At 69.2% G+C, this 8,566-nt stretch carries 11 protein-coding genes; 7 read left to right on the forward strand and 4 right to left on the reverse strand.

The window, feature by feature from the left end:
- Positions 1-165 precede the first annotated feature (165 nt).
- Complete coding sequence (locus tag ACFWNN_RS43680; RefSeq protein ID WP_382445881.1) at positions 166-1,194, reverse strand: hypothetical protein; 1,029 nt, start codon at positions 1,192-1,194, stop codon at positions 166-168.
- Between the two features lie 42 nt (positions 1,195-1,236).
- Between ACFWNN_RS43680 and ACFWNN_RS43685 the strand changes: the two genes are divergently transcribed.
- Genes ACFWNN_RS43685 through ACFWNN_RS43695 form a run of 3 tightly spaced genes read left to right on the forward strand, consistent with a single transcriptional unit; the run spans position 1,237 to position 3,644 of the window.
- A complete protein-coding gene (locus ACFWNN_RS43685; RefSeq protein ID WP_382445882.1) occupies positions 1,237-1,716 on the forward strand; it encodes a DUF6886 family protein in 480 nt (159 codons plus the stop codon).
- A gap of 9 nt (positions 1,717-1,725) precedes the next feature.
- Positions 1,726-2,379 carry a response regulator transcription factor gene (locus ACFWNN_RS43690; protein ID WP_382445883.1) on the forward strand — a complete coding sequence of 218 codons (654 nt, stop codon included), beginning with the start codon at positions 1,726-1,728 and terminating at the stop codon, positions 2,377-2,379.
- Positions 2,376-3,644 carry an ATP-binding protein gene (locus ACFWNN_RS43695; RefSeq protein WP_382445884.1) on the forward strand — a complete coding sequence of 423 codons (1,269 nt, stop codon included), beginning with the start codon at positions 2,376-2,378 and terminating at the stop codon, positions 3,642-3,644. The genes ACFWNN_RS43690 and ACFWNN_RS43695 overlap by 4 nt, the downstream gene beginning before the upstream one ends.
- On the opposite strand, the gene ACFWNN_RS43700 is transcribed toward ACFWNN_RS43695, so the two are convergent.
- Positions 3,601-4,089: an SgcJ/EcaC family oxidoreductase gene (locus ACFWNN_RS43700; RefSeq protein WP_382445885.1), complete on the reverse strand. Its 489-nt coding sequence runs from the start codon at positions 4,087-4,089 to the stop codon at positions 3,601-3,603. The two genes, ACFWNN_RS43695 and ACFWNN_RS43700, sit on opposite strands and share 44 nt — an antisense overlap.
- Before the next feature lie 122 nt (positions 4,090-4,211).
- On the opposite strand from ACFWNN_RS43700, the gene ACFWNN_RS43705 reads away from it, so the two are divergent.
- The gene (locus ACFWNN_RS43705; protein WP_285644208.1) at positions 4,212-4,586 is read left to right on the forward strand and encodes a PH domain-containing protein; all 375 of its coding nucleotides are present in this window, start codon (positions 4,212-4,214) and stop codon (positions 4,584-4,586) included.
- Between the two features lie 297 nt (positions 4,587-4,883).
- On the opposite strand, the gene ACFWNN_RS43710 is transcribed toward ACFWNN_RS43705, so the two are convergent.
- Entirely contained in the window at positions 4,884-5,333 is a 450-nt protein-coding gene (locus tag ACFWNN_RS43710; RefSeq protein ID WP_382445886.1) for a DoxX family membrane protein, read from the reverse strand.
- Positions 5,334-5,441: 108 nt separating this feature from the next.
- Positions 5,442-6,101 carry a winged helix-turn-helix transcriptional regulator gene (locus ACFWNN_RS43715; protein ID WP_382445887.1) on the reverse strand — a complete coding sequence of 220 codons (660 nt, stop codon included), beginning with the start codon at positions 6,099-6,101 and terminating at the stop codon, positions 5,442-5,444.
- 94 nt (positions 6,102-6,195) lie between these two features.
- Between ACFWNN_RS43715 and ACFWNN_RS43720 the strand changes: the two genes are divergently transcribed.
- The 3 genes from ACFWNN_RS43720 (at position 6,196) to ACFWNN_RS43730 (ending at position 8,257) form a co-directional block, all read left to right on the forward strand.
- On the forward strand, positions 6,196-7,341 hold the full coding sequence (locus ACFWNN_RS43720; RefSeq protein ID WP_382445888.1) for an acyl-CoA dehydrogenase family protein: 1,146 nt from the start codon (positions 6,196-6,198) through the stop codon (positions 7,339-7,341).
- Positions 7,342-7,409: 68 nt separating this feature from the next.
- A complete protein-coding gene (locus ACFWNN_RS43725; RefSeq protein ID WP_382445889.1) occupies positions 7,410-7,817 on the forward strand; it encodes a VOC family protein in 408 nt (135 codons plus the stop codon).
- Between the two features lie 59 nt (positions 7,818-7,876).
- A complete protein-coding gene (locus ACFWNN_RS43730) occupies positions 7,877-8,257 on the forward strand; it encodes a class I SAM-dependent methyltransferase (protein WP_382445890.1) in 381 nt (126 codons plus the stop codon).
- The last annotated feature ends 309 nt before the right edge of the window (positions 8,258-8,566 follow it).

Genomic DNA, 8,566 nt, shown 5'->3' on the forward strand with positions numbered 1-8,566 from the left:
CAGCGCAATGTGATCAGAAAGCGACATCACGCTGCGGAGTGCTTCAGGTGTCCAGCGTAACTGCATCGACGCGGAGCAGCGCGGACGTCCGTGCAGCTCAGGACGGGCTAGACCGAACGGGGTGAACCGCGTCACAAATCGCACGACCAGATGGCTTAGGCAAGCCTAAGAAAGACGCCAGAGCCTTCCGCCCGCGATCACGAACACCTGTCCGCCCGCTTTCTCCACGGCCACCACGGCGCCCGACGGACCTTCCGCGGCACGTTCGTCCTTTTCGGACACCGATTTGACGCCGCCGTGGTCCACGAAGAGCGTCGGCGTGCCGTTGACGTCGACGGGGGCGGCGAGCGTCATGTCGTCGTCCACCGGGATGTCCGGGGTGGTGAGCTTCTTCCACTCCGCGCCGGTGCCGGACCACCAGGCGAGCTTGCCCTTCGCGCGGCCCACGACCTGGCAGGTGCCGTTCCAGCAGCGGGCGGCCAGCGCGGCGTCGCCGTCCGGGAGGATGGCGGTGGTCCAGGCGGTGCCGTCGTACTGCCAGACGGCGGCGCTGACCACGCCCTTCGCGATCTGCCAGCCGACGACGAGCGCGCCGTCGCCGTTCTGCGTGACGGCCAGTGGGAAGCGGAGGAGCTCCTGCGAGCTTTCTAGGACCGTGCCTTCCGAGGGCTGCCGGGTCCAGGTGTCGGCGGCGTAGGTCCAGGCGGCGATGTCGAGGCCCGCCTTGGCGCTCTGCCAGGTGCCGATGATCAGCGGACCGGCGGCGGTGCGGACCGGGCCGATGAGCTCGCCGGCGCCGTACCCGCCGAACGTGCTGAAGGCCTGCGGTTTCTCGGTGATGGCCCGCGTGTCACCGGTCCAGGCGCTCCAGCGGACGTTGCCGTGCGCACCGCCGCGTTCGCCGCCCACACCCGTGATGGTGGTGCCGTCGGAGGTGAGGCCGTACCAGTGCGCTTCCTTGCCGTACGGCGTGGTGGGCGTCAGCCGGGAGTTGCTGATCTTGCCGTCGGCGGCGCGGGTGACGAGCTCCGGGTGGTCGACCGGGCGGGTGCCGATGACCAGCAGGTCGTTGTGGGTGGCCAGCGCCTCGGGCGTGGCGGTGAGGTCGACGGCGGTGAAGCCGACGGTGTTGTCCGCGCCGCCTGATGAGCAGCCGGTGAGGACCAGCAGAACCGCGAGCGTCAGCCTCCGCATGCGGGCCAGTATGACCACATGCGGCCCGCACACGATCAGGTAATGCACTTCTCCGAGGATCCGGGGATCACGCGGTTCGTGCCGCACCTGGCGGCGACGGCGCGGCAGGCCGGTGAGTACGTGTGGGCGGTGAACGCCGACCGGGCGCCCGACTACTGGTTTCCCCGGCAGTGCCCGCGGGTCATGACGTGGACCCCCGAGAGCCGGGTGCACGCGGTCGAGTACGGGTGGCTGGAACGGATGCGGACCGTCGAGCTGTTCGCCTACCGGTTCGACGCCGGGGCGTTCCGGCCGTTCGGCGAGGAGGGCGAAGGAGGCGGGCACGCGCACGTCGCGACGGAGACCGTGGTGCCACTGGGGCCTGCCGAACGGGTCGGCGACCTGTTCGCGTTGCACGAGGAGGCGGGCATCGAACTGCGCGTGCTCGCGAACCTCTGGCCGTACTGCGACGAGGTCACGGCGAGCGGCCACGAGTTCAGCTGCATCCGCATGAGGAACGCCCTACCTCGATCAGTGGAATGATCTCCGGCCATGCGGGTGCTGCTGGTGGAGGACGACGAGCCGATCGCGGAATCGCTCACGCGAGGGCTGTCCCGCTACGGGTTCGAGGTCCGGTGGGTGCGCACGGGCGCGGAGGCGCTGGCGGCCGGCGAGGACTTCGCGATCGTCCTGGTGGACCTCGGGCTGCCGGACGTGGACGGGCTCGACGTCTGCCGTGAGCTGCGGGCGCGCGGCGACGTGCCGATCATCGTCATCAGCGCGCGGTCCGACGAGGTCGACCGGGTCGTCGGGCTGGAGATCGGCGCGGACGACTACGTCACGAAACCGTTCGGGGTGCGGGAGGTCGTCGCCCGCATGCGCGCGGTGCTGCGGCGCGCGCAGCCCGTCTCGAAGGAACCCGAACGGCACGGGCGGGTGCGCATCGACCGGCGCGGCCGCAGGGTGCACCTCGACGGCGGCGAGGTCGAGCTGACGCCGAAGGAGTTCGACCTGCTCGCGTTCCTCGCCGAGGACCCCGGCGCGGTGTTCACCCGCGAGCAGATCATGGAGGCGGTGTGGGACGAGAACTGGTTCGGCCCTACCAAAACGCTGGACGTGCACGTCGGGGTGCTGCGCCGCAAGCTCGGTGACGCCGCGTCGCTGGAGACCGTGCGGGGAGTGGGATTCCGGCTGGTGCTCCCGTGATCCGGCAGCTCGCCTGGAGCTACCTGCTGCTGGTCGCGGTGGCGATCGCGGCGTTCACGGTGCCGGTGGCGTTCACGCTCAACCAGCAGCTCTACGACGACGCCGTGAACACCGCGCGCCGCGAGGCTGACACCGCCGCGCTGCTGCTCGCGTCCGGCGACACCAGGTCGTTGAACGCGCTGGTGGACGCCTACGAACGCCAGACGCCCGGCCAGATCGACGTGCTGGAGCCGCAGCCGGAGTCGACGGTCTGGGACGACGAGGGCCTCAAGCTCACCGTGCCGGCGAAGGCCCCGGACGGCACGGTGGTCGGCGCGATCCGGCTGTCCTATCCGGACGGTCCCATCACCCAGCGGCTCTGGCAGATCTGGGGTTTCCGGGCCGCGCTCGCTGTCGGTGTGCTGATCCTGGCGGCCTTCCTGGGGCTGTGGCTCGCGAAACGGGTCACCCGGCCGTTGCGGGAGCTCAACGCGATGGCGGGCAGGCTGCGCGACGGCGACCTGACCGCGCGGGCGGAGGAGACCGGGCCGCCGGAGACCCGCACGCTCGCCAGGACGCTGAACACCGCCACCGAGACGATCGGCACGCTGGTCGGCTCGCAACGGGCGTTCATCGGCGACGCCTCGCACCAGCTCCGCACCCCGCTCACCGCGTTGCGGCTGTCGCTCGACAACGTGGCGGACGGCGTGGACGACCCGCTGGTGCGCGAGGACGTCGAGATGGCCACGGCCGAGGTCGTGCGGATGTCCAGGCTGGTCAACGGGTTGCTCGCGCTGGCCCGCGCCGAGGCCGACGTCGCCCACCCCGAACCGGTGCAGGTGCTCGACGTCGTCGCCGAGCGGTTCACCGCGTGGCGCGCGGCCGCCGACGAACGTGCCATCTCGCTGGTCAGCGAGGGCTTCGACATCCGCGTGCTGGCCACCCCCGGCCACCTGGAACAGGTGCTGGACAACGTGCTGTCCAACGCCCTGGAGGTCTCCCCCGACGGCGCCACGATCCTGGTCCGCACCACCCGGCCCGGCCTGGTCGAGGTCATCGACTCAGGTCCCGGCCTGCCCGAGGCGGATCGGGCGCGGGCGTTCGACAGGTTCTGGCGCGGTCAGGGCCTCACCGGCAGGGGCGGGTCCGGGCTCGGCCTCGCGATCGTGAAGCAGCTCGTCACCGACGACGGCGGGACCGTGTCGCTGGAGGCTGCGGGCAGCGGCGGCCTGTGCGTGCGGATCAGGCTTGCTCCGGCATCGCCGACGAGTGGTGGTTCACGATGAGCCACTTCCCGTCGATCTTCTCGTAGACGAACGTGTAGCGGGCGTCGACCGTGCTCGCCTTGCCGTCCTTGGTGAGCGCGAACCGGTAGGTGCCGGCGTCGATCGCGTCGTCGGCGTCGAGGACGGCGACGTGCGAGTCGAGGATGGTGCCGCTCGGCTTGTTCAGCAGGAAGTGCTCGAAGTAGTCGACGATCTCGGCGCGCGTGGACCGCACCTGGTTCGACACCGTCGGCAGCAGGACCGCGTTCGGAGCGTAGCGATCGGCCACCTTCTGGGGGTCGCCCGTCGCGAGGGACGCGTTCCAGTCGGCGAACAACGCCTTGACCTGGTCGGTGGTCGGCGCCACCTCCGCACCGGTGGTGGTTTGCGCTGGAGCGCTGGAACATCCGACGAGCAGAGCGGTGGCTCCGGCGAGTGCGGCGGCTCCGACGAGGTGGTTGCGCATCGTTTCGTTCTCCCCGATCGAGTGGTTGTTGAGATCCACTTTCGGGCTAGCCGGGGAAGCGCTCGGACAGGAGCAGCCCAGTACCGGGACAATCTTTCGGAAAGCCTGGTAAACGTGGACGTATGGGACTTCTCAGCGGGATGATGGGGAACGCTTCGAAGCTCGACCCGCGGGACGCCGCCAAGGAGTTCGGGCGGCTGCTCTCGCACGGCGAGCAGATCCACGCGGCGTACCAGCTGGTGCGCGACTCGTTCCTGTTCACCGACCGGCGGCTGATCCTGGTCGACAAGCAGGGCATGACGGGCAAGAAGGTCGAGTACCACTCGGTGCCCTACAAGGCGATCACGCAGTTCTCAGTGGAGACGGCCGGCCACTTCGACATGGACGCCGAGCTCAAGATCTGGGTCTCCAGCCACGACACGCCGATCTCCAAGCAGTTCGGCAAGGGCGTCGACGTCTACGAGGTGCAGGCGGTGCTGGCCGCTTTCGTCCGGTAGCAGCGCCACCACGAGCTCGGCCAGCGCGATCAGCACCGCGGTGAGCAGGTGGCTCGTGTCGAGCAGGAGGTTCAGCGCCGTCAGGACCACGGGCGCGACCCGGCTGCGGACCAGCACTCGCATTATGACGGTGGCGCAGCGGGTGGTGGACATTTCCGTTTCCTCTCAGGCGTTTCCGGCTCTCACAGATACGTCGAACCAGACCGTCCGAAATCGACACGCGCGACTGGAAACCTTGTCCCGCAACGAAAAATCCCCCGCAGGCCGGTTGCCTGCGGGGGATTTGCCTTGTGCGGTCTAGCGAGCCTGCAGCATGGGGCGGAACTTGTCGCGGTAGGCCCACGCGAGACCGATCTCGGCGACGGTCACGAACAACCCGACCGCGAGGCCCTCGGTCTCCAGGAACACGTGGTACAGCACGATGTTCACGATCATCGGGGCCAGCAGGGCGAGCGCCAGCGGCACGAACCGGCCGGTCAGCAGGAGCAGCCCGGCGACGACCTGGACGGCGGACGCGAGGTGCAGCATGTACCCGGTCGCGGCCAGTGCCAGCGTGAACGCCACCCCGGCGGGCGCCATCGTGCTCGGATCCGGGGCGGGCATGAAGTTCAACCACCCGTTCAAGCCGGTCGTGGTGAACAGCAGGCCGGTCAGCACGCGGGTCACGATCGTGAGGTGCCGGGCGAACGCGGACTTGCGGACGACGCGGGTCTCAGCGGCGGCGGGGGTGGTGAGCGTGGCGGTCATGTCGAGTTCCTCCTGGGCTGTCGTGTGCCTTCACTGATGCGTCGAACGGGCACCACCCCGGATCGACACGACAGCCCAGAAAATCTTCGACTATTTCGTTTTCGCTGGTCAGACGCGAGCGCCGCGCACGATCTCGGCGACGGGGCTGAGCTTCAGCCACGCCGGCAGCCCGCGCACCACCCACCGCGACCCGGTCAGCTCGATCGTGCCCGCCCGCACCGCGTCGAGCAGGTCGACCTCGCCCTCCCACATCCGGAAGAGGGTCGCGATGTCGGACGCCAGCACGGCGTCGACCTCCAGCCCGGGGTCGGTGTAGCAGATGGAGGCGTCACCGGGTTCGACGACGAGCCAGAACGTGCGGCGCCGGTCGTTGATGCGCACCTCGATGTTCGCGCGCTTGTCCAACGACCCGGTGTCGACGCGGCCGTGCATCCACCACATCAGCACCTCGGGGTCGAGCTCGTCGGCGCGCGGGTCGCCGAACGCGTACCGGGCGCCCCAGTCGGCGAGCCCGAACACCAGCGGCCGCAACGCGTGCCCGGCCGGCGTCAGCTCGTAGCCGTCGCCGGTGCGCTGCACGAGCCCGGCGTTCGCGAGCTGCCGCAACCGCCGCGACAGCAACGCGCGCGAGAGCCCCGGCAGGCCGCGGGAGATCTCGTTGAAGCGCGAGGCACCGATCAGCATGTCCCGCACGATCAGCAACGTCCACCGGTCGCCCAGCACCTCGACGGCGCGGACGATCGGGCAGTACTGCGCATAGGTCCTCACAGGGGAAGTCTCCGCCCGGCCGAGCGTTTCGTTACCGCCGTCCGGTTCACTTTCAGAACTACCTGCAGGGCTTGCGCGTTCCTACCTTCGTCCTATGACAACACTTGAGACACCAAGGGTGACCGGCACGTTCCCGACCGTCACCAGAGACGACGACGCCAAGTTCGTGGACATGGCGGCCCGCATCGGCGCCATCGCCGCCCGGCACGCCTCCGAGCACGACCGCGACGCCACGTTCGTGGGCGAGGCGTACGAGGCCATGCGCGAGGAGGGCTACCTGGCGTTGGCCGTACCCGAGGAACTGGGCGGGCTCGGCGCCACCACCCGCCAGGTCTGCTACGCGCAGGCCGAACTGGCCCGGCACGACGGAGCCACCGCCCTCGCCGTCACGATGCACCTGTACCTGACGCTGATGCAGGTCTACCGCAGACGCAAGGGCGCGCCGGACGCGGAGGGCGTGCTGCGCCGCGTGGCTGCGGAAGGCCTGGTCATCGCCACCAGCGGCGGCTCGGACTGGCTGTGGCCGACCACCACCGCGACGGCCGTGGACGGCGGTTTCCTGATCAACGGCCGCAAGGCGTTCTGCAGCCAGTCGCCGCGCGCGAACGTCGTGGCCACCTCCGCCGTGCTCGGCGAGGAGGTGCTGCACTTCAGCGCGCCTTTGAACGCCGACGGCGTGCGCATCGAGGAAACCTGGGACACCCTCGGCATGCGCGGCACGGCCAGCCACGACGTGGTGCTCGAAGACGTGTTCATCCCCGCCGACAAGATCGCCGCGCGCCGTCCGTACGGCGAGTTCGGCGTGCCCCTGTTCGCGGCGATCGTCCACTTCGCCCCGATCTGCGGCGCCACGTACTTCGGCATCGCCTCGGGCGCGCGCGACGTGGCCGTGAAGTCGACGTCGAAGAACGCCGTGCGCCAGATCGGCCTCATGGACTACAAGCTGCGCACCGCGTGGTGGTCGCTGATGGGCTCGATCGAGGAGCTCGGCACCGACTACACCGCCAACGCCACCTCGACCGTCACCGTGATGCTGGCCAAGCGCCAGGCCGTCGTGGAAGCCATCGAGGTCGTCGACCTGGCGATGGAGGTCCTGGGTGGACGGTCGTTCTTCAAGCGTTCCCCTCTCGAACGCGCCTATCGCGACGTCCGAGCAGGGACATTCCACCCACTAACGCCCGAAGCCACACTCATGTACGCAGGCAAGGTCGCGCAGGGTGACCCGGGAATCACGGAATAAGTTCAAGTTGTAGACACGCCAAGGGTTTGCGAGGATTCGGGCCCGTCTCTTCTGAAGGAGCGATTCCGGTGGCCACTCGCCTCAACCCGTACATCAGCTTCGACGGCCAGGCCCGCCAGGCGATGGAGTTCTACCACTCGGTCTTCGGCGGCGAGCTGAAGATGAACACGTTCGGCGAGTTCGGCATGCAGGACACGCCGCAGGCCGACCAGATCATGCACGCCCAGCTCGAAACCGAGCTCGGCTACACGATCATGGCCTCCGACACGCCACCCGGCATGGACTTCCAGTCCGGCTCGCGCATCACCGTCTCCCTCTCCGGCGACGAGGAAGTGCTCCGCGAGTACTTCTCGAAGCTCGCCGTCGGCGGCAAGGTGGGCACCCCGCTGGAGAAGCAGATGTGGGGCGACGAGTACGGCGACCTGGTGGACCAGTACGGCGTCAACTGGATGGTCAACCTGGGCGGCCTGGGCTGACACCCCCGGCGGGGCTGCGGGAGTAGCCCCGCCCGCCAGGCTGACGCATGATGTGGACCATGAGCGAGCGTCTGCGGGATGTGGTCGGCCAACTAGCGATCCAGCCGGCCGACCGAGTGCTGGAGATCGGCTGCGGCCAGGGAGTGGCGGCCACCATGGTCTGCCAACTCCTCTCCACGGGCACGCTCACGGCCATCGACCGCTCCACCAAGATGATCGAGGCGGCCACCCGCCGCAACGCCGTCTACGTGGCCTCGGGCAAGGCAGAATTCCTGATCGCCTCGCTGGAGGACGCCAACCTGGGCGACCGCCGCTTCGACGTCGTCTTCGCGGTCCGAGTGGGCCTCTTCCACCGCGACCCGAACCGAGCCCACGCTCTCCTGAAGCCCTGGCTGGCACCGGGCGCCCGAGTGCAGTCGTTCTTCGACGTGCCGGTCTGACCACGCCACGCACGCAACCGCAATCGTCAACGCAAGGCGACCCCGCTCGCAAGCCAGGCGCGCGCACGCAACCGCAGTCGTCAACGCAGGCCGACCACAACGTAGGCCAGGCGCGCGCTCCCAACCGGATAGCCGTCAACGCAGGCCAACCACCTACGAGGCCCGGCACGCGAAGCCGAAGGCGAGCCCGAACGGGCTGATGCCACCCCGAGAGCCGGTTCCGCCCGCGCATGGCGATTGGGGCTTGACTTTGGGTGCGAGGTGCTAGCTTCTCGAGCTCGGCCGGGCGCTTTTCAGCCCGGCCTTTTC

Origin of the sequence: Lentzea sp. NPDC058450 (genome assembly GCF_042721395.1) — a bacterium.
In the GTDB taxonomy this organism is placed as follows: Bacteria; Actinomycetota; Actinomycetes; order Mycobacteriales; family Pseudonocardiaceae; genus Lentzea.